This window comes from Pseudomonas putida S13.1.2 (assembly GCF_000498395.2).
Lineage (GTDB): Bacteria > Pseudomonadota > Gammaproteobacteria > Pseudomonadales > Pseudomonadaceae > Aquipseudomonas > Aquipseudomonas putida_Q.
The window spans coordinates 1659393-1679865 of the sequence record NZ_CP010979.1; the positions used below are offsets into that span (position 1 = coordinate 1659393).

At 59.4% G+C, this 20473-nt stretch carries 20 protein-coding genes and 1 pseudogene; 15 read left to right on the plus strand and 6 right to left on the minus strand.

The window, feature by feature from the left end; all coding sequences use genetic code 11:
* Positions 1-10 precede the first annotated feature (10 nt).
* The 3 genes from N805_RS07505 to N805_RS07515 all read right to left on the minus strand — a co-directional run bounded on the left by N805_RS07505 (position 11) and on the right by N805_RS07515 (position 2361).
* Positions 11-1174, minus strand: a complete 1164-nt coding sequence (locus N805_RS07505; RefSeq protein ID WP_019470872.1) for an acyl-CoA dehydrogenase family protein — start codon at positions 1172-1174, stop codon at positions 11-13.
* A gap of 72 nt (positions 1175-1246) precedes the next feature.
* Positions 1247-1843: a thiamine pyrophosphate-dependent enzyme gene (locus N805_RS07510; RefSeq protein WP_019470871.1), complete on the minus strand. Its 597-nt coding sequence runs from the start codon at positions 1841-1843 to the stop codon at positions 1247-1249.
* Positions 1831-2361 carry a thiamine pyrophosphate-binding protein gene (locus tag N805_RS07515; protein WP_019470870.1) on the minus strand — a complete coding sequence of 177 codons (531 nt, stop codon included), beginning with the start codon at positions 2359-2361 and terminating at the stop codon, positions 1831-1833. The genes N805_RS07510 and N805_RS07515 overlap by 13 nt, the downstream gene beginning before the upstream one ends.
* A gap of 491 nt (positions 2362-2852) precedes the next feature.
* Between N805_RS07515 and N805_RS07520 the strand changes: the two genes are divergently transcribed.
* The 3 genes from N805_RS07520 (at position 2853) to N805_RS07530 (ending at position 6862) form a co-directional block, all read left to right on the plus strand.
* Complete coding sequence (locus N805_RS07520; RefSeq protein ID WP_046811308.1) at positions 2853-4148, plus strand: dicarboxylate/amino acid:cation symporter; 1296 nt, start codon at positions 2853-2855, stop codon at positions 4146-4148.
* A gap of 143 nt (positions 4149-4291) precedes the next feature.
* Entirely contained in the window at positions 4292-5215 is a 924-nt protein-coding gene (locus N805_RS07525) for a LysR substrate-binding domain-containing protein (protein WP_019470868.1), read from the plus strand.
* A 276-nt stretch (positions 5216-5491) separates the two neighbouring features.
* On the plus strand, positions 5492-6862 hold the full coding sequence (locus N805_RS07530) for an MFS family transporter (RefSeq protein WP_019470867.1): 1371 nt from the start codon (positions 5492-5494) through the stop codon (positions 6860-6862).
* A gap of 45 nt (positions 6863-6907) precedes the next feature.
* Here N805_RS07530 and N805_RS07535 read toward each other — a convergent pair whose 3' ends face one another.
* The 3 genes from N805_RS07535 to N805_RS07545 all read right to left on the minus strand — a co-directional run bounded on the left by N805_RS07535 (position 6908) and on the right by N805_RS07545 (position 10247).
* Entirely contained in the window at positions 6908-8362 is a 1455-nt protein-coding gene (locus tag N805_RS07535) for an alanine/glycine:cation symporter family protein (protein WP_019470866.1), read from the minus strand.
* An 86-nt stretch (positions 8363-8448) separates the two neighbouring features.
* Positions 8449-9258: an alpha/beta fold hydrolase gene (locus N805_RS07540; protein ID WP_019470865.1), complete on the minus strand. Its 810-nt coding sequence runs from the start codon at positions 9256-9258 to the stop codon at positions 8449-8451.
* Positions 9259-9347: 89 nt separating this feature from the next.
* A complete protein-coding gene (locus tag N805_RS07545; protein ID WP_019470864.1) occupies positions 9348-10247 on the minus strand; it encodes a LysR family transcriptional regulator in 900 nt (299 codons plus the stop codon).
* A gap of 107 nt (positions 10248-10354) precedes the next feature.
* On the opposite strand from N805_RS07545, the gene N805_RS07550 reads away from it, so the two are divergent.
* From N805_RS07550 to N805_RS29385, 12 genes and pseudogenes are all read left to right on the plus strand, one after another.
* A complete protein-coding gene (locus N805_RS07550; protein WP_019470863.1) occupies positions 10355-11017 on the plus strand; it encodes an RraA family protein in 663 nt (220 codons plus the stop codon).
* Position 11018: 1 nt separating this feature from the next.
* Positions 11019-11684 (plus strand): RraA family protein, encoded by a 666-nt coding sequence (locus tag N805_RS07555; RefSeq protein WP_019470862.1) that lies wholly within the window; start codon positions 11019-11021, stop codon positions 11682-11684.
* Entirely contained in the window at positions 11681-12310 is a 630-nt protein-coding gene (locus tag N805_RS07560) for an RraA family protein (RefSeq protein WP_019470861.1), read from the plus strand. The genes N805_RS07555 and N805_RS07560 overlap by 4 nt, the downstream gene beginning before the upstream one ends.
* Positions 12307-13515 (plus strand): pyridoxal phosphate-dependent aminotransferase, encoded by a 1209-nt coding sequence (locus tag N805_RS07565; protein WP_019470860.1) that lies wholly within the window; start codon positions 12307-12309, stop codon positions 13513-13515. Before N805_RS07560 ends, N805_RS07565 begins: the two co-directional genes overlap by 4 nt.
* Positions 13516-13785: 270 nt before the next feature.
* Positions 13786-14427: a DUF4286 family protein gene (locus N805_RS07570; protein ID WP_019470859.1), complete on the plus strand. Its 642-nt coding sequence runs from the start codon at positions 13786-13788 to the stop codon at positions 14425-14427.
* Entirely contained in the window at positions 14427-15758 is a 1332-nt protein-coding gene (locus N805_RS07575; protein ID WP_019470858.1) for an MFS transporter, read from the plus strand. The genes N805_RS07570 and N805_RS07575 overlap by 1 nt, the downstream gene beginning before the upstream one ends.
* 72 nt (positions 15759-15830) lie before the next feature.
* Positions 15831-16517, plus strand: coding sequence for a 5-oxoprolinase subunit PxpB (pxpB, locus tag N805_RS07580; protein WP_046811360.1), 687 nt, complete (start codon positions 15831-15833; stop codon positions 16515-16517).
* Positions 16514-17479 carry a biotin-dependent carboxyltransferase family protein gene (locus N805_RS07585; RefSeq protein WP_019470856.1) on the plus strand — a complete coding sequence of 322 codons (966 nt, stop codon included), beginning with the start codon at positions 16514-16516 and terminating at the stop codon, positions 17477-17479. The genes pxpB and N805_RS07585 overlap by 4 nt, the downstream gene beginning before the upstream one ends.
* A gap of 81 nt (positions 17480-17560) precedes the next feature.
* Positions 17561-18276, plus strand: a pseudogene (locus N805_RS07590) (LamB/YcsF family protein).
* Positions 18276-18710: an acetyl-CoA carboxylase biotin carboxyl carrier protein gene (locus N805_RS07595; protein WP_019470854.1), complete on the plus strand. Its 435-nt coding sequence runs from the start codon at positions 18276-18278 to the stop codon at positions 18708-18710. Before N805_RS07590 ends, N805_RS07595 begins: the two are co-directional and overlap by 1 nt.
* Positions 18703-20079, plus strand: coding sequence for an acetyl-CoA carboxylase biotin carboxylase subunit (gene accC, locus N805_RS07600; RefSeq protein WP_019470853.1), 1377 nt, complete (start codon positions 18703-18705; stop codon positions 20077-20079). The genes N805_RS07595 and accC overlap by 8 nt, the downstream gene beginning before the upstream one ends.
* On the plus strand, positions 20069-20470 hold the full coding sequence (locus N805_RS29385; RefSeq protein ID WP_019470852.1) for a hypothetical protein: 402 nt from the start codon (positions 20069-20071) through the stop codon (positions 20468-20470). Before accC ends, N805_RS29385 begins: the two co-directional genes overlap by 11 nt.
* The last annotated feature ends 3 nt before the right edge of the window (positions 20471-20473 follow it).

Here is a 20473-nt window from a genome sequence, read left to right on the forward strand (position 1 = left end):
GGGACCCAGGTCAGAACGAACGTGGCAGTTCCAGCAGATGTTCGGCCACGTAGGACAAGATCAGGTTGGTTGAAATGGGCGCGACCTGATAAAGGCGGGTTTCGCGGAACTTGCGCTCGACGTCATATTCATTGGCAAAGCCGAAGCCGCCGTGGGTCTGCAAGCATGCGTTGGCAGCCTCCCAACTGGCTTTGGCCGCCAGGTACTTGGCCATGTTCGCAGCGGCGCCAGCGTTGCGACCGCTGTCGTACTCGGCGCAAGCACGCCAGCGCATCAGGTCCGCGGCTTCGATTTCGATGTAGGCTTCAGCGATGGGGAACTGCACGCCCTGGTTCTGGCCGATCGGGCGGCCGAATACCACACGATCACGGGCGTACTGGCTGGATTTCTCGATAAACCAGCGGCCATCGCCGATGCATTCGGCGGCGATCAAGGTACGCTCGGCATTGAGCCCGTCGAGGATGTAGCGAAAACCCTTGCCTTCTTCGCCAATCAGGCTGCTGGCAGGGATTTCCAGGTTGTCGAAGAACAGCTCGTTGGTTTCGTGGTTCACCAGGTTGGCAATCGGCTGTACGGTCAGGCCGTTACCGATGGCTTCACGCAGGTCGACCAGGAAAATCGACATGCCATCGACCTTCTTGGTGACCTCGGCGAGCGGGGTGGTACGCGCCAGGAGGATCATCAAGTCAGAATGCTGGACGCGAGAGATCCACACTTTCTGGCCATTAATCACGTACTTGTCGCCTTTGCGAACCGCCGTGGTCTTGATCTTGGTGGTATCGGTGCCGGTGGTCGGCTCTGTCACGCCCATCGACTGCAGGCGCAGCTCGCCACTGGCCAGTTTGGGCAGGTAGTAGCGCTTTTGTTCTTCGCTGCCGTTACGCAGCAAGGTGAACATGTTGTACATCTGGCCATGGATGGTGCCGGAGTTGCCGCCACAGGCGTTGACTTCTTCAAGAATCACCGAGGCCTCGGCCAGACCCAGGCCGGAGCCGCCAAACTCCTCGGGTATCATCGCCGACAGCCAGCCGGCCTCAGTCATGGCTTTGACGAAGGCTTCAGGGAAGCCTTTTTCTTCGTCGACCTTGCGCCAGTATTCGGCCGGGAAATCGCCACACAGGGCACGTACACCCTCACGAATGGCGTTGAGTTCTTCTTGACTGTTGTCGATCATCATCATTCTCCAGGGTGGGGCAGGCCGGCAGCGTCATCGTGGTTCGGCCGCCGGCCCGACCCTGTAACACGGTCAAATAGGCTGGAAGCCAAGGGCGGCGCGGAAACGGTTCTTGATGTATTGGCCATCACGCGGCGGCAGTACACGTGGCGGGTTTTCGGCTTTGATCTTCACCGTGGCCAGCTTGACCCCGTCCCGATTGGCGAAACGCTCACGCAGGGCATGGACCCCGTCCATTTCACGAATTTCCTGGGTCCAGGCAAAGCCACAGGTTTCAGCGACCCGGTCCAACTCGATGCCGAAGCCGGCGTGGCTGACTTGCATGCCGGTTTCACCGAAGTGGCCGTTGTCCAGCACCACGATGGTCAGGTTTTTCGGCTGCTGCAGTGCAACAGTGGCCAGTGCGCCGAACCCCATCAGCAGCTCACCATCCCCGGTGACAACCACCACGCTTTTGTCCGGCTGCGCATTGGCGAGGCCCAAGCCCACGGTAATGGCACTGCCCATGGCCGCCCAAAGGTAGTAGTTGTTGTCGTGGTCACCCGCGGCCATCACATCATAGGAGGCAGAGCCCAGGCCGGTGACGACGAGCACATCATTGCGATCGGCGAGCAAGGTACGGACGACCTCTCGGCGGCAAAGTACGTGGTTGGCGCTTACTTGACCCATTTCTTTTCTCCGATCAGGCGCTGACCAAGCAGCAGGGCGGTGGCGGCATCGCCGTTGAAGGCCATGGTGGCGGCGCCATGGAGCAGGGGGGCCACATCCTCAGGTTTGTCAGCGCGCCAGGTCATCACTTTCATCAGGTTCAGGGAGGCTTCAGTGGCCTGACCCATCGGGTTTTGCCAGGCGTTGAATTCAGCCCAGTCCCCCCGCATGGTCACAACCATCAGCAGGGGGAAACCAGCGCAGTTCTGCAAGGCGAGGGTGTTGATGCAGTTGCCGACACCGCTCGACTGCATCAGCAGGGCGCCGCGTTCACCACCCAGCCAGGCGCCGGCCAGGTAGCCAATGCCTTCTTCTTCCGTGGTGAGCACAACGGCCTTGATGTCGGGGTCTGCATAGGACATGCGAATGGACGCCGAGTGGCCAGCGTCCGGTACGAATACGACGTGCTTGACGTCGTGGGCCTTGAGAACACGGAACACGTCCTCTTGCCAGTTCTGTTCAGCTTCTTGCGATGACATGGGTATCTCCCGGCAGTGCTGCTTTTGTTTTTCCTCATCATGCGGCGAGATGCAGCGCAGGACGACTACCGTTTTTTTCTTTGAGATATGCCGTAGCGGCATAGGTGCGCCCATGCCACAGGTCATCGACGTTGAGTGCGACTGACTGCCGCGTCGTGTGAAGCATGGCCCGGGCACGCCCGCCAGTGGCTATATAAAGCGGGCATAGCTGATAGACGCGCTCAGCGCTTCTGGGCAGCAGGTGAAAACGTTAGGTTGCCTGCTCGGTCGCGGCTGCGCCGCTGTCGAATCAAAACAACAATAAGATCGAGGGTTGTCCATGTTGCTTCGTTACCTGCGCACGCTCGCCGGGTGGCTCACCACTGCAGAGTCGCCATTGGCCGATACACCATCCTCACCATGCTGTTTTCGGCATCTTGCACTGTCCTACTTCGTTCCGTAGTGCACCGCTCTGGCGGTGACGGTCCCTATTGGTTGAATAAAGGTGCTCAATGAAATTCAGACTACCGCTGGCGGGCTGGATACTGCTCGCAATGTTCCTAGGCGTGGTGATCGGCTATGTCATTTTCCTCACCAGCCCTGACAAGGCAGCTGCTACCGAGACTGCCGGGTACATTTCGGTGATATCGGACGTATTCCTGAGGCTGATCAAGATGCTGATCGGGCCGCTGGTGTTTTCCACCTTGGTGGTAGGGATTGCTAACATGGGCGACGCCGGTGCGGTGGGCAGAGTCTTTGGCAAGGCGATGATGTGGTTCCTGACGGCTTCGCTGCTCTCATTGGCGGTGGGCCTGATGATGGCCAACATCCTGCAGCCAGGGCATCATCTGGCACTGCCTTTGCCGGACGTGAGCGCAACCACGTCCCTCCAGACATCTGCCTTCACCCTCAAGGCGTTTGTCACGCATCTGGTGCCCAGGTCGTTCGTCGAGGCCCTGGCGAACAACGAGATCCTGCAGATTGTGGTGTTCTCACTGTTCTTTGGTGTAGCCCTGGCGGCCCTGGGCGAAAAAGCCAAGGGCCTCGTGCGCCTTGCCGACGAATTGGCCCAGGCCATGCTTCTCATCACGGGCTACGTCATGAAGCTGGCACCGCTGGCTGTCATGGCTGCGATGGCCGCCACAGTCGCGGTTAACGGCCTGTCGATCCTCGCAACGTTCGCGGTGTTCATGCGCGACTTCTACCTGGGGCTGATCCTGCTTTGGCTATTGCTGATAATGGCTGGGGCGCTGTTCCTGGGGCGGCGGGTTTTCGCACTTCTGGCGCTGATCAAGGAGGCCTTCCTGCTGGCGTTCGCTACGGCGAGTTCCGAGTCGGCCTATCCAAAACTGCTCTCGGCGCTGGACCGATTCGGAGTAAGCCGCAAAATTTCCAGTTTTGTCATGCCCATGGGCTACTCCTTCAACCTCGATGGCTCGATGATGTACTGCACCTTCGCTGTGCTGTTCATCGCCCAAGCGTACGGTATCGAGATGACCCTTGGTACGCAGATCCTGATGCTGTTGACGTTGATGCTTACATCCAAGGGGCTTGCCGGGGTGCCGCGTGCATCACTGGTGGTCATTGCGGCGACGCTGGTGCAGTTCGATATTCCCGAAGCGGGGCTGCTGCTGATTCTGGGCATCGATACATTCCTCGATATGGGGCGCTCGGCCACCAACGCCGTAGGCAACTCGATCGCCACGGCGGTGGTCGCCAAGTGGGAAGGGGAGCTGCAGGACCCGGATACACAGCCGGCAACCGCTCGTGGCACAACCCAGGGGGCTGCAGGTTCTTCAACAGTGTGAGGCATCGATAGCCAATTCGCGTCGTGGCGTATGCCTTTGGTGCTAGCTGCTATGCCCAAATGCTATAGCTGATGACCAAGGCTGTCTTTAGACTGTGAAAAACGCCGTTCAGAGGCGCCCCTTTCTTTGCCAGTGGTTGACCGATGGACGTAGTGCAACTGAAAACCCTGATCCATGTGGCCGAGCTTGGCAGCCTGAGCAAGGCTTCGGACCGGCTCCATGTGGCGCAACCTGCATTGAGCCGGCAGATTCGGCAGTTGGAAAAGGAACTGGGCGTCTACCTGTTCGAGCGGCATGGCCGCGGTATGGAAATCACCGCTGCCGGCCTCGAGGTTCTTGAACGGGCCACCCGAATCATGAACGAGCTCGAGTCCATCCGTACCTCGGTAGCCGGCGGTCGTGCCGCGTTTCGCGGCATGGTCGCCATCGGTACCACGCCGACCATCGCCGAGATTGTCACTGTGCCGTTGGTGCAGCGCATCCGCGACACTCACCCGGACCTCTCGATCCGCTTTTCATCGGCGTTTAGCGGCTATTTGCTGGACTGGTTGCAGCGGGGCGAGCTGGAGCTGGCCATCTCATACGATCCGCAGCCACTGCACACGTTGCGAATCGAACCGGTAATGATGGAGAACCTGGTCCTGGTTGGCCCTCCCGAGGCCAGGTTGAACCTGGACACGGCCGTGCCGTTCGCAGAATTGGCCAATGAACAGATGGTGCTGCCCAGCCCCCGCCATGGGCTGCGCAAGATCATGGACCAGTGCGCCCTTGAGCGAGGCTTCAAGATCACCACCAGTGTCGAGGCGGACTCCTTTGGCGCGATGATCGACCTGGTGCGCAATGGTTTTGGCTATACGGCATTGCCACTGGCCTCCATTTACTCCCGCCTGAATGACGGCACGCTATGCGCCGCGCCGCTGGTTGACCCGACGCCAATGCGCAAGCTGGTGCTCGTGCTGCCCGCCGATCGGCAGGTAAGCCCTGCAACGCGCTACGTCGGCCAGACCTTTGTGGACATTGCCAGCGAGCTGGTGGCCCAAGGCATCTGGGCGGGGCACATGCTCTGAAACGGCTGCGCCAAGCTATTCAATCGCGGCATAACTGCTAGAGGGCAGCGGGTCTGGCCGCTACTCAGGTGAGGGCGTAGCTTTGCCCGGGATAAAAGTCAGTGCGCTTTCGCTGGCTTGTAAAATAATAGATCCCAGAAGGTGCCCCCCATGATGTGCGTTCCATCGCCCCGCGTACTGCCGCCTGCTTTTCCTGTGATGACTCCAAGCCAGTAGCTCGACGCAGACCAACGCTGTTGTTCTTGCCTCGCGTTTGCCTCAGATCTGGAGTTCCCCATGCACGCCAACAATCACAATCCTGCTGCGCCTGATATCCGTAACCTGACCAATCGCCAACGGATCCGCGCCATTCTCGGCGCCTGTTCCGGAAACCTGGTGGAGTGGTACGACTTCTTCATCTACGCCTACACCTCAATCTACTTCGCCGCGCTTTTTTTCCCTCAGGGCGACCAGACCACACAACTTTTGGCAACGGCCGGCATTTTTGCTGTCGGCTTCTTCATGCGCCCCCTGGGCGGGTGGATTTTCGGTTACCTCGCTGACACGCGTGGCCGCAAGTTTTCCATGATCATCTCCGTCTTTCTGATGTGTGGGGGCTCGCTGATGATCGCGGTGGTGCCCACCTACGAAACCATTGGCATGGCCGCGCCGGTTCTGTTGCTGATTGCCCGCTTGATGCAGGGCCTTTCGGTAGGGGCTGAATACGGTACCGGTGCTACCTACATCAGCGAGATTTCCAGTACAGGCAAGCGCTGCTTCTTTGGCTCGTTCCAGTACTTCACGATCATTGCCGGGCAACTGCTGGCATTGCTGACTGTGGTTGTGCTGCAGAACCTGCTGCCCATCGAAGAACTCAAGGCCTGGGGCTGGAGGATTCCATTCTTCATTGGTGCAGTGAGTGCGCTGGTGGTGGTCTACCTTCGCCGCTCGATGCTTGAAACGGCAAGTCACCAAGGCGCCAAACACAAGGAAGCGGGCTCGATAAAAGCGCTGATGAAGCACAAGAAAGCCGTGCTGCTGACAATTGCCATCACTGCGGGTTGCTCGCTGCACTTTTATACATTCTCCACCTACATGCAGAAATACCTGGTGGTTTCGGCGGGCTTCGATGCGTCGACCGTGAGCTTCATCATGACAGCCGCGCTGGTGGTGTTCATGTGCCTTCAGCCGGTGTTCGGGATGATGGCTGACAGGATTGGTTCGCGAAACAGCATGATTGCCTTTGGCCTGCTGTCGAGCCTGTTGATCGTACCGTTGCTCACGGGGCTCAAGAGCGTCAACAACCCGTACGAAGCCTTCGCGCTGGTCATGCTGGGCCTCCTGATTGCAGCGTTCTATACGCCGGTCACCGGCGTGCTGAAGGCAGACCTGTACCCCGCCACGGTCCGCGCGCTGGGGGTAGGGCTGCCCTATGCCTTGGGCAACGCGTTGTGTGGGGGTACTGCCGAGTACGTAGCGCTGTCCCTGCGCGGCGCGGGCGTGGAGTCGTATTTCTACTACTACGTGGCGGCGATGAGCGTCATTACCCTGATTGCCGCCGTGCTCATGCCCGATCTACGCAAGCACGGTTACCTCGACGGCACGGGGGCTGTGGAGGAAAACACTGGCTTGCGTCTTGGGGCTGATTATTCGAATGCACGAAGCTGAAACCAAGCCCAGGCAACCACTACGGTTGCCTGGCAATCCTGCTCATCAAGATATTTTTGGTGGCTCAGGTTCGAGTACACCCAGCCCCTGATCTTTATCGACCTGCTCTGGAGCATTGCTCCAGATGGTCCTGTCTATGTTGAGGTCGTGGAAGGCACTGGCGGTGAGAACCGGCTCGGCAACGCCGGCTTTGCGCTGTGCGTCATAATCTGCGAGCAGTCGCAGGCCAACTCGGCATAGCAGGACCAGGGCGATGAGGTTCACCAGCGCAGAAAGGGTCATGGTGATGTCGGCGAAGGCAAACACTGTACTCAGATCTTGAACCGAGCCCCAGAGAATCAAGGCCAGTACCAGGGCGCGATAGCTCAGCAGCGCCTTGCGGTTCTTGCCCAGAATAAACCTCAGGTTGTTTTCGCCCAGGTAGTAGTTGTAGAGAATCGAGGTGAACACGAACAACGCAAGTGCAACGCTGATGAAGCTGCGGCCCCAGTCACCGACCACTGCGGCAAGCGAGTTCTGCGTCAGCACGATGCCGTCACCCGCGAAACCAGCGGTATAGAAGCCCGACAGCAAGATCAGCAAAGCGGTGCAGGTGCAGATGATGAACGTATCGAAAAACACGCTGAACGCCTGCACGACACCTTGTGAGACAGGGTGCCGAACTTCGGCCACCGCTGCGACGTTTGGTGCACTGCCCAGGCCAGCTTCGTTGGCGAATACGCCACGCTTCACACCCATCACGATTGCGCTGCCGATCAGGCCACCGAAGGCTTGATCGAGCCCGAACGCGCTTTTCACGATGGTCAACAGCATCAAGGGCACGTGATCAAATTGCAGCACAATCACGTACAGGGTAACCGCTATGTAGGCCAGCGTTTTCACCGGTACCAGCAGGTCTGCCACCCTGGCGATGCGTTTGATGCCACCCATGAACACCAGCGCTAGCACGGCGGCCAGGGCGATGCCGGAATAGGCGGGGTCAAAGCCAAAGGCATTTTGCAGTGAATGGGTTACCGCGTGTGACTGCAGGCCATTGAAGGAAAAACCGAACGTGACGATCAACAGTACCGCCATCACCACGCCCAGCCATCGCTTGTTCAGCCCGTATTCCATATAGAACGACGGGCCGCCATGAAATTGGCCGCTGCCGTTGTGGCGCTTGTACAACTGCGCCAGGCTGCATTCGAACAATGTGGTGGCCATCCCGACCAGTGCGGTAACCCACATCCAGAACACCGCGCCAGGACCGCCCAAGGTTACAGCCACGCCGACGCCGGCGATGTTACCCGCCCCGACACGGCCGGCCAGGCTGAGCATGAGGGCCTGGAAGGAACTGATTTGAGTCGAACTGCTGGTAAGGCTGTCCTTGAACACCTTGAACATGTGCAGGAAATAGCGAAGCTGCACAAACCGTGTCTTTACGGTGAAATAAGCGCCCAGTCCGACGACCAGGACGATAAGCAGCTTTCCCGAGAGAAAGCCATTGATGGCTTCGAGCATGACGCAACCTCATTGTTATTATGACTGGGTGTGCGGGTACCCACGGCCGCAAGCAGCCGTGTAGGGGTTGGAGCCGGTGAACGGGGTCAGGCGCGGTCTTGCAGTGCCTTGATGTGCTGCCACATCAGCGCCGGGTTGGAGTACATCGGGAAGTGGCCACAATCAGGGATGCACGCCAGTTGCACCCCTTGGGCAGCGATGTCGTCCAGATAGGAAAGGTGGGCGTTGGTTGCGCCGTACATGTACTGGCGCGGGAAGGGTAGCGCCAGGAACTTCTCCATCAGACAGCCGTTATCTGACAGCTCAACCATGGACTCGAAGATGCCGCGCACCGCCCCGGTACGTACTTTGTGCGCCAGGCTGGCCGCATAGAGTGCGCTGGCAGGATCGGCGGCAAGCCGGGTGCGCTCGATGAAGTCGCGGAAAAAGCCCAAATCGTCTTCGCGCGGGTGATCGTGGATCTGCCGGCTGAGGAAGCAATCTTCGGGCGCAATATTGCCCTCGATGTCGACAAAACTCAGCACTCGATCCGGGGCGGCATCAGCGAGCATCAGCCCGGTCAGGCCACCCATGGAGTGGCCGACCAGGTGAAATTGGTCGACGCCAAAATGTGCAAGTACGGCCTGGGCAGTCTTCACCAGCAAGGGGATGTTGATGCGGGCGAGGTCGGCGCATTCGGTTTCTCCGCAACCAGGCGCATCGTAGGCAATGAAGGGATGACCTTCGAATGCGGGCTGCAGCGTGATGTCGGCATAGTCTTCTTTGGTAGAACCGAACCCATGCAGGAAGAGGATAGGTGCCTTGGGGCCGGAACGATGGATCACCGCCAGATCCAGCAGCACGCCGTCGATGTTCAACGGCAGTTTCTCGTGAGTGAAGCGAGCAAGGTTTGCCACGGTGGGAGCTCCTTTTACAGAGGCCCCAATGTCGGGCCCACCCTGAATTTTGTAAAATACGAAGCCGCGAACCCTGTCATATGCCCAGCCTATGACGCAAAAATCTGCTTGGCCTGGTCAATCATCGCATCCACCAAGGGATTGCCGTTAACGCCGTGCCATGCCATGGCGGTGGTAACAACCTTCACTTCGGGCTGCAACGGCCGCACCAATACATTTCCAGGGGCAAGCTTGTCCATTGAGGTGGGCACCAAAGCGATGCCCTGGCCACAACTGACGAACGCCACCTGCGCCGTGACAGAGCGGACCTGATGCACGATACGCGGCGCGAAGCCGCTGGCCTTGCATAGCCCCACCAGATAGTCGAAATACACCGGGCTGACGTCTCGTGAGGCCATCACCAGGGTTTCATCGGCAAGTGCCTTGAGCTCAATGGCTGCACTGGCGGCCAGTGGGTGATCCTTGGGCATCGCGACTGCCAGGCGATCCTCTGACAGCGGCATGGACTGCAGATGCCGGCCGAGGTTGCCTTCAAGGCGCGCAAACGCGATGTCGATATCGCCGGCCTCAAGCGCGGGTATCGCCTCTGCGCTATCGATCTCTCGAACCGAAACCGTGACCAACGGGTGGTCTTGCTTGAACCGCTCGATCAACTGGGGCAGCACATCGATCATGGCCGAGGTGATCGCCCCGATGGTCACCACGCCGGCGTGGCCGGCGACGGCCTCGTGAACCGCCAACTCCAGCCGCTCCAGCTGATCAGCAAACTTGCGCACAGCGGGGAGAATTGCAGCCCCGGCGGCAGTGAGCTGAGCGCCACGGCGAGAGCGGGTGAACAGTTGAATGCGAAGGGACTGTTCAAGCGCCTGGATCTGCTCAGTCAACGGCGGCTGTGACATGCCCAGCCGCTTGGCCGCGCGGCTGAAGTTCTGGTCCTCGGCAACGGCCAGGAACAGCCACAGGTGACGTATCAAACGAAAGTTGATCACGGCATTCTTCCATAGGTTTGGGATATGACAAGCTTAGCTTCTTCGTAATATACGTATCAAATGCCCGCGCAGATACTCAAGCCTCACTTACAAGAGGCCTGCAACCGATGAGCTTGAAAGCCCCGCTTGAGCGCCTGGCTGTGCTCGATACCAATACGGTGTCGGACGCGCTGGACTTCCTCCAACTGCCTGGAGCCACCAACGGCCTGATGCCGCTCTGGAACTGCCCGAAGATTGTTGGCCGAGCCAGCACGGTGCAGCTGGGGCCAAAGCAGGACGTGGCACCCACCGTTCACCTGATTACCCCAGTCATCGAGCAGATCACCACCGATGACCGCGTGCTGGTCATTGCGGGTGGCGTTGACGGTATTTCCAGCTGGGGCGACATCTTGGCCAACGCCGCCCGGCGCAAAGGCATCCGTGGCTCGATCATCGATGGCTTCAGCCGCGACATCTGCGGCAGTGCCGACATCGGCTACCCGGTCTACGGCCGTGGCGTGACCATGATCAGCGCGCGCAACAGGCTCATCCAGATCGACGCGGCTGTCACCGTTCGCATGGCTGGCGTTGACGTGGATGAAGGCGACTACGTGATTGCCGACGCATGCGGCACCGTTTTCGTCCCGGCCGGTGCCATCGAGAAGGTGCTTGACCTGGCCGAGCGTATCGACCGTCGCCAGGCCGGCATGGTGGACGCCGTCCGCGCAGGCCGTTCGGTCGAGGAAGTGATGCACGACACCCAATTCGAAGCCATCAAGGTGGAGCACTGATATGAGCCTTTCTGATAAAGACCTGGTCGCCTTGTTCCAAGGCCTGGATACCCCGGGGGTGTCCGACGCGATGGACAAGCTGGGCCTTCCCGGTCAGGCCTTTGGTATCGCGCCGCTGGCCAACTACAGCCAGGTCGTGGTCGGCCCGGCCTTCACTGTCCAGTACGTCAGTGCAAGTACACCGCCAGGCACCGTGGGTGACTTCATTGATGAAGTAGCACCCGGCGACGTTGTGGTCATCGCCAACGAAGGCCGTACCGATTGCACGGTGTGGGGCGATATCATGACCCAGTACGCCCTGGCCCGCGGTATTGCCGGCACGGTCATTGATGGTGTCTGCCGCGATGTGAACAAGGCGCTGGGCGAAGGCTACCCGCTGTTCAGCAAAGGCCGCTTCATGCGTACCGGCAAGGACCGCGTCGAGGTCGTGGCCGTCAACCAGCCGGTGTCGGTTGGCCATGCCCGGGTTTGTGCTCGGGACATCGTCGTCGCTGACGCCAATGGTGTCGTCATTGTCCCGCGTGACCGTGCCCAGGAAGTTGCTGAAACGGCACGTCGCATCGAACACGTCGAAGCGCAAATCCGCGAACAGATTGCCACTGGCAAAAGCCTCAAAGAGGCTCGTGCCGCCCTCGGTTACCACTCCCTGCAGAGCAAGCAATCATGAGCCTTCCACACGATTACCAGAACATTGCAAAGGTCCTGGGCACCTCCACCCTGTACGAGGCGTCCGGGCTGCCGTGCGCGGTCGACCGCGAGATCCGCGCTGTCTGGAAAGGCGCATTCATCGCCGCGCCGGCTTACCCGCTGCAGTGTTCACCAGGTGACAACCTGGGCCTGCACCTGGCCGTGGCCAAAGCGCCGCGCGGCAGCGTGCTGGTGTGTGATACCGCCGACTTCGTCGCCGGCTATTGGGGTGAGGTGCTCACGGTGGCGGCGGAAACGGCAGGCATCGTTGGCCTGGTGATCAACGGTGGTGTGCGCGACATCGCCGCGCTCGAAGCACATGGTTTCCCTGTATTTGCGCGTGGCATCTCTGTCAAAGGCACCGTCAAGGCCACCACGCCTTCGGTCGGCAAGCCGTTCGATTTCAGCGGTGCGCAGGTCAGCGCCGGCGATCTGGTCGTCGCGGACGAGGATGGTGTGATCATCATCCCGGCCAATGCCGTTGAACATACCCTGCGGGAGGGGCAGAAGCGCGCGGACAAAGAGGCCGTTTTCATGGGCAAGCTACGCGAAGGCAAAACCACCATGGACCTGATGGGCCTCTCCCACCCGGAGGAGCACGCGTGAGCCTGGCAACGCTGAACCGTCGCCTGGAGGCTGCCAAGCCTTCGGCGACCTACAAGATCATCGACCGCGTCGCTGCGCGCCGCGCAGACGGGGCGAAGATCATATCGCTTTGCGCGGGTGAGCCCGACTTCGATACGCCGGAGCACATCCGTACTGCGGCCATCAGTGCGATCAACAGTGGCCAAACCCGTTACACCCAGGTAGCCGGCCTTCGCACGCTGCGTGAAGCCATCGCACGCAAATACCAGCGTGAGAATGGTCTTGATGTCAGCTGGCAGGACACGCTGGTGTGCAGTGGCGGCAAGCAGGTCATCTTCAATGCCCTGGCCGCAACCCTGAACGAAGGCGACGAGGTTGTGATCCCAGCGCCATACTGGGTCAGCTATCCAGAAATGGTTGAACTGTGCGGTGGCGAGTCGCGGATCGTCGCTTGTGGCGCCGAGTCGGGCTTCAAGCTGACCCCGCAAGCGCTGGCCGAAGCCATCGGGCCGAAAACCCGCTGGCTGATCCTGAACTCACCGTCCAACCCCACAGGCGCCGTGTACGACCGCGACGAATTGCAGGCTCTGGCTGAGGTGTTGCTGGCCCATCCGCAGGTACTTATTCTGGCGGACGATATCTATGAGCACCTGATATTCGACGGCCGTGACTTCCTCACGCTTGCCCAGGTTGAACCACGCCTGGCTGCGCGGACACTGACCATGAACGGCGTGTCGAAGGCCTACGCCATGACGGGTTGGCGGATCGGGTTCGCCACCGGTCCTCGCTGGCTGCTTGAGGCGATGGAAAAGCTTCAGGGTCAGCAGACCTCGGGTGCGTGTTCCATCTCGCAGCACGCTGCAATCGCAGCCCTGGACGGTCCGAAAGACTTCATCGCCCACAGCCGCGAAGTATTCCAGCGGCGCCGCGATTTCATGGTCGACCTGCTCAACCAGGCGCCGGGCATCAGTTGTGAGGTGCCAGGCGGGGCTTTCTACGCTTTTACCGACTGCTCTGGGCTGATCGGCAAGCGCTCACCTGCTGGGCGCGAATTGGTCAATGACGAGGCTGTGGCCCTGGCGTTGCTGGAGGAGGCCAATGTTGCAGTCGTTCAGGGCAGTGCTTTTGGTCTTTCAGGGTATCTGCGCATTGCTTATGCGCTGGATGACGAGTCGCTGCGTGCGGCTTGCCAGGCCATTCACCGCTTCTGTGAGGACGCACGGTAGGTATATCGCCTCGCTGAAGTAGGGCACCGAAAGGCTGCACTTCCTCAATTGCATACGTGCGATGAAGGGAGTGCAGCCTTTTTGTTTGGACGCAGCCAATGTCCGCTCTGGATAGGTGCTGACAAGTTATCCAATGACTCAAAAAGAAGCAGAAACACGAGCTATTTGAAAAGTTTTTTCTATCAAAGATGGGTAAAAAAACTCGTTTGCCTAAGTTTTTTCTATCGATGAACATAGCCACAAGGTCAAGCCACCCTGAGGAAAATAACAATGAACGGCTCACCATTTGGTATGTTATTTGTTGCATCTGACATTGATGCAGTGCATGAACTTGAATTCAACCGCTGGTACGACGAGGAGCATCTTCCGGACCGTGCATCGATGGCCGGAGTGATCAAGGCAACACGCTTTAAATCCCCATCCGATTCTCCGAAATACCTCGCGCTCTATTGGGCAGAGGGCATCTCTGCCTTCGACTGCCCGGAATATGCGCATGCGTTCAAGTACCAGTCTGTCTGGTCCAAGAAGATTCTTCCGCTCATGCAGAAGCCCACCCGTCGCATCGGTGAAGCTTTTGGGCAATTTGACCAGCCTGGAGGGGAGTGGGTGGCAGTCGTCGCAGCAGCCGAAGCTACTGAGCCTCGCTCGCTGACAATCCTTTATCCAGCCCTTGCCGAGATCTCTGGGTATATCCAGAGCTACCTGGTAAGCCCTGTGCCATCGCTGAGCTTGCCGTTACCTCAAGAAGCCGGCAATCCGCGGCCGATGACTCCCATGCTGATCATGGAGTGCGCCAGCGAAAGTGCAGCGCGACAGGCTGTCGAATCCAGCCTGATCCATTTGCCAGCCGGTAGCGCTCACTTTGGCGTGTATCAGAGCTTGAGCAATGGCTCAGTTGGGGAGGTGCGTTGATGAACACTTCGATCGCATCCGTGGATCAATCAGAACCCATCAGCACCGAACATCCTGGAAAACGCGCCGATATCAGGCGGCTCGCCGCTGCCAGCTCGATCGGAACTACGCTCGAATGGTATGACTTCACCGTCTACAACCTGATGGCTGCGCTGGTCTTCAACGTCATCTTCTTCCCTTCGTTCGACCCGTTGGCCGGTACCGTCATTGCTTTCTCCACCTATGCGGTGGGTTATGTCTCGCGCCCTTTGGGCGGGATCATCTTCGGCAGCCTGGGCGACAAGCTCGGCCGGCGCTGGGTTTTGGTAGCGACGCTGATCTTGATGGGCACAGTTACCGGGCTGATGGGGTTGTTACCTACCTATGAAACCTGGGGTATTTGGAGCCCGATCCTGCTGGTCTTGCTGCGCTTCCTGCAAGGGGCGGCTATTGGTGGGGAGTGGGCCGGATCAGTACTGTTGTCCATGGAGCATGGCGAAGATCGCCATCGTGGCCGGAATGCTTCCTTCACACAGGTAGGACCGGCCTGCGGGACCCTGCTGGGTGCCGGGTTCATTGCCTTGATCACTTTTGTCATGACGCCAGAGACGTTCCAGGAGTGGGGCTGGCGTATTCCATTCCTGTCCAGTGTCCTGCTGGTGATGCTCGGTTTCTGGCTGCGTCGTGGTGTAGATGAGACCCCGGTGTTCAAGTCGATCGAGGCGAAGGAAGCCAAAGTCGACGCACCGGTGCGGGAAGTGTTCGTTGGCCACTGGCGCCGTTTGCTGGTCGCAGGCGGCGCACGTATCGGCTCGGACATCGTCTACGCGCTGCTGGTGGTGTTCACGCTTGCTTATGTGACCAACGTACTCCATTTACCGCGTTCTACTGCGCTGACTGCCACGATTATCGGTTCCGTGTTCCATGCCATCAGTGTTCCGCTGTTCGGCATGCTCTCCGACCGATTGGGGCGTCGCCCGGTCTACGCATTGGGAGCCGTGCTATCGCTTGGCTGGGGGTTCGTATTCTTCGTGCTGCTGGATACTGCATCCCCTGTGCTCATCGGCCTGGCAGTCATTGTCGGCATGATCTTCCAGGCAATGATGTTCGGCCCCCAAGCTGCTTTCGTTACCGAGCAATTCCCCACCCGCGTCAGGTATGCCGGATCGTCGTTGGCCTATACCTTGGCCGGCATCGTCGGAAGCGGACTGGCCCCACTGGTTATTACGGGGATATTCAAGGTCTACGAGTCTTCGTTCGCTGTAAGCCTGTATATCGCTGGCGGGCTGATCATCACTTTGATAGCACTCGCATTCGCGCGTGAAACCGCCAAAAAGCCGTTAGAAGACTAATCCGAAAAAGACAGGCAACTTCCTGATGTGCAATTGGGGTTGCCTGTCAAAACTTCGCTGTGGGATCAAGCCATGCGAGATATAGATATTCTTGAAGCGCCTGCCGCCGAATTATTGTTTAGCCCGTCAGGTTGTGGTGCAGTGCTTGTTGATAGTTGCCAGTCAGTTTTTTCGCCAAGCGTGCAAAGAAAGTTTTTTTCACTCGCGCGCGCGCTGGAAACTGATCAACAGATCAGTGAATTGGTGCTCGGGGTGAACAATCTGTTGGTCATGTTTGACCCGCTCGTTAGTTCGCCTTCGGCGATTGAACAACTGATTCAGGGCCTTTGGCTGTATCCCGATGCGCTTCCTTCCACCCCCAGGGTTATGGAAATCCCGGTGAGCTACTGCGGTGAAGCCGGTGAGGACCTGGCCATGCTCGCCGAGTACGCGGGGCTCAGCATTGATCAGTGGATCGAACGTCACAGTAACGCGACCTACGAGGTGGCGTGCATCGGCTCCATGCCGGGCTTCGCCTACCTGACCGGGCTACCCGCCGAACTGGCCAGACCCAGAAGAGCTTCGCCGCGGGCACAGCTCGCCAAAGGCTCTGTGATTATTGGCGGCACGCAAGCTGGCGTGATGCCGTGCACTGCACCGTCAGGCTGGCACGTGGTTGGGCGTACCGACGTCGATTTGTTCGACATTCAAAAACAGCAGCCATGCCTGCTGTTGCCCGGCGATCAAGTCCGGTTCCTGGTCCGGGAGGAAGTGTCATGATCGAAGTGCTGAGCAGTGGTGCCCTCAACCTGGTCCAGGATCTCGGGCGCTCTGGGTGTATGGCGATGGGGGTGAGCCGCAGTGGCGCCATGGATGCCCCCGCGCTGATGATTGCCAACTGGCTGGTTGGCAACCAGCAAAACGCAGCAGGGCTTGAAGTCAACATCTTTCCGTTCCGTTTCAAGCCAGAGCGTACGTTGCTCGTCAGTTGTACCGGTGCACACTGCGCAATGAACGTGGATGGGTATCCCGTACCCAGTTGGACTTGCCTGGAGATCAGGGCCGGCCAACAAGTGGTGGTTGAGCGCCCACGCTTGGGGGGCAGGGCTTATCTCGCGTTTTCAGGTGGTGTTGACGCACCGGTGCAGTTGGGCTCCCGTGCGACAGATCTGAAGGCGGGGTTTGGCGGTCATGAAGGACGCGGCGTCAATCGTGGCGACCGTCTCCAACTGTTGCCCCAAAGCCTTTCATCAACAGATCGTGCCATTCTGCCGCTTGAGCGTGTGCTGCATGCAGAGGCCATGCGTCGCCAGCAGGTGACGGTGCGGGCGATCGCTGCAGCTCAGGCTGACGACTTTTCCTCCACCTCGTTGGACGCGTTCTATTCCTCGCCCTACGAAGTTACCCCGCAGGCCAATCGTGTCGGTTACCGCCTCCAGGGCCAACCCCTGCAGATCCTTCGCCCCATCGAGTTGCTCTCCCACGGCATTGCGCCGGGCACTGTCCAGGTGCCGCCGGCGGGGCAACCCATCGTGCAACTGGCAGAAGCCAATACCTGTGGTGGCTATCCAAAGATCGCCACGGTGCTCGATTGCGATCTGTGGCGCCTTGCCCAAGCAGGCGTCGGCTGCAGCATCTATTTCAAGTCCATCACTGTGGCCGAAGGCATCGAAGCCCTTGCCCATCACCGTGCGGCGCTCGCGAACATTCAGCGACAACTGGGCGTCAGCCCATCAGCCTGATTCGAGGAACAGACAATGAACCACAATACCTTACGCATCGATATCAACTCGGATATGGGCGAAGGCTTCGGCCCCTGGAAAATGGGTGACGATGACGCGATTCTCGATATCGTGACCTCTGCCAACGTCGCCTGCGGACAGCATGCCGGCGACCCTGAGATTATGGCTAGCACCTTCGCCCAGGCCAAAGCCAAGGGTGTGGCAGTGGGGGCTCACCCCGGTTTTCCGGATCTGTGGGGTTTCGGTCGCAGAGTGATTCCCCACACGACTGGCGAAATTGAGCGCTTCGTCGCATACCAAGTCGGTGCGGCTGTGGCGCTGTCGAGTTACGCAGGGCACCCCATCACTTTCGTCAAAGCCCATGGTGCGCTCGGGAATCTCACCCAAACGGACCCCGAGGTTGCCAAGGCGATCGCCAGGGCCGTCAAAGCCGTAGACCCCAAGCTTGTCTGCGTTACGTTCGCGGGGGCCTGATGATTCCGATTGCCAATGATATGGGCCTCGAAACCCGTGCAGAGGTCTTCGCGGACCGCGCTTACACCGAGGCCGGCCATCTGGTTCATCGTAAAGAGCCTGGTGCAGTACTCCATGACGTGGATTTCGCCGCCCAGCGCATGCTGCGCATGGTTCGGGCAGGCGGTATCGAAACGGTGAGCGGGCGCATGCTTCCAGTCCATATCGACACCATCTGTGTGCACAGCGATACGCCAGGTGCGATCAGCATGGCAGGGGTGCTACGCAAGACATTGGAGTCGGCCGGCGTCCAGGTCTGTGCTTTTGCCGGGGGATCCCGCTGATGGACAAACCCCTTGTCGAACGGCTCGTCAGTCTGTTCGAAAACAGCGCGTTGAGTGAAATCGAATACTCGGCGGACGGCACGCGTATTCGGTTGGTGAAAGCGTCGGGTCAAACTGTGCCTGAGCAGCCGCGGCTGATTGAAGCGCAGCCACCCATGACAACCCCGACACGCCAATCGAGTTGGACCATTGATGCTGGATTGACTGGCATTTTCTACCGCGCACCTTCGCCGGATGAGCCCACTTTCGTCGACGTTGGCACTGTCATCGAGGAAGGCCAGCAGGTCGGAATCATTGAGGCGATGAAGATGCTTAACGTGCTCGAAAGCGAGCGCAGCGGGCGTGTGGTACGCATCCTGGTGGAGGACGGTGCTTCGGTCGAAGCTGGGACGCCGTTGTTCGAGCTGCAGTTGAGGGAGGACGCCCATGTTTGATTCAGTTTTGATCGCCAACCGAGGCGAGATTGCCTTGAGAATCCTGCGTGCCTGCCGGGCATTGCAGATCCGGACTATCGCCGTGCACTCCACAGCAGACGCCGATCTGCGCCATGTGCAACTGGCCGACCAGGCCCTGTGTATTGGTCCCGCAGCTTCGGCGCAAAGTTATCTGGACATCGATCGCCTGATGGAGGCCGCTGAGTTGACCGGCGCGGGCGCCATCCACCCCGGCTACGGCTTTTTGTCTGAGCGAGCCGATTTTGCCGAGGCTGTCGAACGCTCCGGGCGGGTCTACATCGGCCCCACTGCTGCGGCCATTCGCCTGATGGGCGACAAGGTCAGTGCCAAGAAGGCCATGCTTGAATCCGGTGTGCCCTGCGTGCCCGGCTCGGACGGCGCTCTGCCTGGCGACCCCCAGGCGGTGGCTGATATAGCCCGGGATGTTGGGTATCCGCTGATCGTGAAGGCCGCAGGCGGTGGAGGCGGGCGGGGAATGCGCATCGTCCGCGAGCCAAGCCAGTTGGCTCAGGCGGTGGCCACCACGCGTGAGGAAGCCAATCGCGCGTTTGGGAACCCGGCCCTTTACATCGAACGTTTCCTCGAAAATCCGCGGCATATCGAAATCCAGATACTGGCGGACGGATTCGGCAATGCCGTATGGCTCGGCGAGCGTGACTGTTCCATGCAACGGCGGCATCAGAAGGTGATCGAAGAATCTCCTGCCCCCGGTGTTTCGCGGGAGGCTATCGCAGAGATCGGGCAACGCTGTGTCGACGCCTGTATGCACATCGGCTATCGCGGCGCGGGCACTTTCGAGTTTCTCTACGAAGACGGGGCTTTCTACTTCATCGAGATGAACACCCGAATCCAGGTCGAGCATCCGGTGACTGAGTTGGTGACCGGTATCGATCTGGTGGTGGAGCAGTTGCGAATCGCCCGGGGGGAGCCTCTGTCGTTCAGCCAGAAGGATGTTGCCGTGACCGGGCACGCCATTGAGTGTCGCATCAACGCCGAGGACCCATGGCGGTTCACGCCGGCACCGGGCACAGTCGACCATTGGCTTGCGCCTGGCGGCCCGGGAGTTCGTGTCGAGTCCCACTTGTATTCCGGGTACCGAGTACCGGCCCATTACGACTCGCTGGTGGCCAAGATGCTTACGTATGGCAGCAACCGCGAGGAGGCCGTCAGCAGGATGCGCCAGGCACTGGCAGAAACCGTGCTGGAGGGGATTTCATGCACTATTCCACTGCATAGACGGTTGATGGATGAACCTGGTTTCACAGCTGGCGGCTACAACATCCATCACCTGGAACATCTTTTCGAACAAGGCTTTGGTCAGTCTGCGGAGAGCCCTCATGAGCGTTGAAGAACTCGCGGTACTGATTGAGCAGTTGCAGGGGCGAGGTATTGCGAGATGTGAGTACGAAACTGAGCAGGGGTCAGTGGTTCTGGTCTTCGCGTCACAATCCCGTACATCTGTCGTGGAAAAGGTTCAACTGCCTGTCCCGGGTCGCCAGGATACTTTAGTCGAGGCTCCGAAGGCCGGCCGGTTCTTGTCTTCCCATCCTTTGCAGGGCGTCGCTCTGGCGGCCGTTGGCGAACCTGTCGAGGCGGGTGCAATCATCGGCTTCATTCAGGTTGGTGAGTCACTTCAGCCCGTCAAAGCGAAAGCCGCTGGCGTCATGGTCGGCTACTGCCCGGTCGACGGCGAGCTTGTCGGCTACGGGGCGCCAATCGCAAGGCTGATCCCTTCCTAAGGG

Bases quoted from the DNA above. Each gene is read 5' to 3' on its own strand.
- accC (WP_019470853.1), top strand. From the start codon at position 18,703: ATGTTTGATTCAGTTTTGATCGCCAACCGAGGCGAGATTGCCTTGAGA.
- N805_RS07510 (WP_019470871.1), bottom strand. From the start codon at position 1,843: ATGGGTCAAGTAAGCGCCAACCACGTACTTTGCCGCCGAGAGGTCGTC.
- N805_RS07515 (WP_019470870.1), bottom strand. From the start codon at position 2,361: ATGTCATCGCAAGAAGCTGAACAGAACTGGCAAGAGGACGTGTTCCGT.
- N805_RS07530 (WP_019470867.1), top strand. From the start codon at position 5,492: ATGCACGCCAACAATCACAATCCTGCTGCGCCTGATATCCGTAACCTG.
- N805_RS07525 (WP_019470868.1), top strand. From the start codon at position 4,292: ATGGACGTAGTGCAACTGAAAACCCTGATCCATGTGGCCGAGCTTGGC.
- N805_RS07550 (WP_019470863.1), top strand. From the start codon at position 10,355: ATGAGCTTGAAAGCCCCGCTTGAGCGCCTGGCTGTGCTCGATACCAAT.
- N805_RS07595 (WP_019470854.1), top strand. From the start codon at position 18,276: ATGGACAAACCCCTTGTCGAACGGCTCGTCAGTCTGTTCGAAAACAGC.
- N805_RS07520 (WP_046811308.1), top strand. From the start codon at position 2,853: ATGAAATTCAGACTACCGCTGGCGGGCTGGATACTGCTCGCAATGTTC.
- N805_RS07560 (WP_019470861.1), top strand. From the start codon at position 11,681: ATGAGCCTTCCACACGATTACCAGAACATTGCAAAGGTCCTGGGCACC.
- N805_RS07535 (WP_019470866.1), bottom strand. From the start codon at position 8,362: ATGCTCGAAGCCATCAATGGCTTTCTCTCGGGAAAGCTGCTTATCGTC.
- N805_RS07555 (WP_019470862.1), top strand. From the start codon at position 11,019: ATGAGCCTTTCTGATAAAGACCTGGTCGCCTTGTTCCAAGGCCTGGAT.
- N805_RS29385 (WP_019470852.1), top strand. From the start codon at position 20,069: ATGAGCGTTGAAGAACTCGCGGTACTGATTGAGCAGTTGCAGGGGCGA.
- N805_RS07570 (WP_019470859.1), top strand. From the start codon at position 13,786: ATGAACGGCTCACCATTTGGTATGTTATTTGTTGCATCTGACATTGAT.
- N805_RS07585 (WP_019470856.1), top strand. From the start codon at position 16,514: ATGATCGAAGTGCTGAGCAGTGGTGCCCTCAACCTGGTCCAGGATCTC.
- N805_RS07505 (WP_019470872.1), bottom strand. From the start codon at position 1,174: ATGATCGACAACAGTCAAGAAGAACTCAACGCCATTCGTGAGGGTGTA.
- N805_RS07575 (WP_019470858.1), top strand. From the start codon at position 14,427: ATGAACACTTCGATCGCATCCGTGGATCAATCAGAACCCATCAGCACC.
- pxpB (WP_046811360.1), top strand. From the start codon at position 15,831: ATGCGAGATATAGATATTCTTGAAGCGCCTGCCGCCGAATTATTGTTT.